Here is a 296-nt window from a genome sequence, read left to right on the forward strand (position 1 = left end):
TTTTCCAAGGGAAATTCTCGCCCGGATCAATCTTACGCTCCGGCGCAATATCGGAATGGGCAAGTACATGCTCCGGCGCGATATTGTAGCGTTCACAAATCGAGTGGCACAGCGCAATCACTGATTCAATTTGCTTCGCAGGGAATGGCGGGAAATTCTCCAGCACACCCGGATTGACGATCTCGATACCGATAGATGCGGAATTAATATCCCGCTCGCCTTTCCAGCAGCTCTGGCCTGCATGCCATGCGCGTTCGCTTTCCGCGACCATCTGCACAACCTGACCATCTTCATGC

1 protein-coding gene is annotated in these 296 nt (G+C 53.0%); it reads right to left on the reverse strand.

The features are described from left to right. On the reverse strand, nt 1-296 hold a 296-nt coding region (locus HBA93_RS20450; RefSeq protein WP_221724496.1), incomplete at both ends, for an N-acetylmuramoyl-L-alanine amidase.

It is taken from the genome of Ochrobactrum sp. SFR4 (assembly GCF_019730395.1).
In the GTDB taxonomy this organism is placed as follows: domain Bacteria; phylum Pseudomonadota; class Alphaproteobacteria; order Rhizobiales; family Rhizobiaceae; genus Pseudochrobactrum.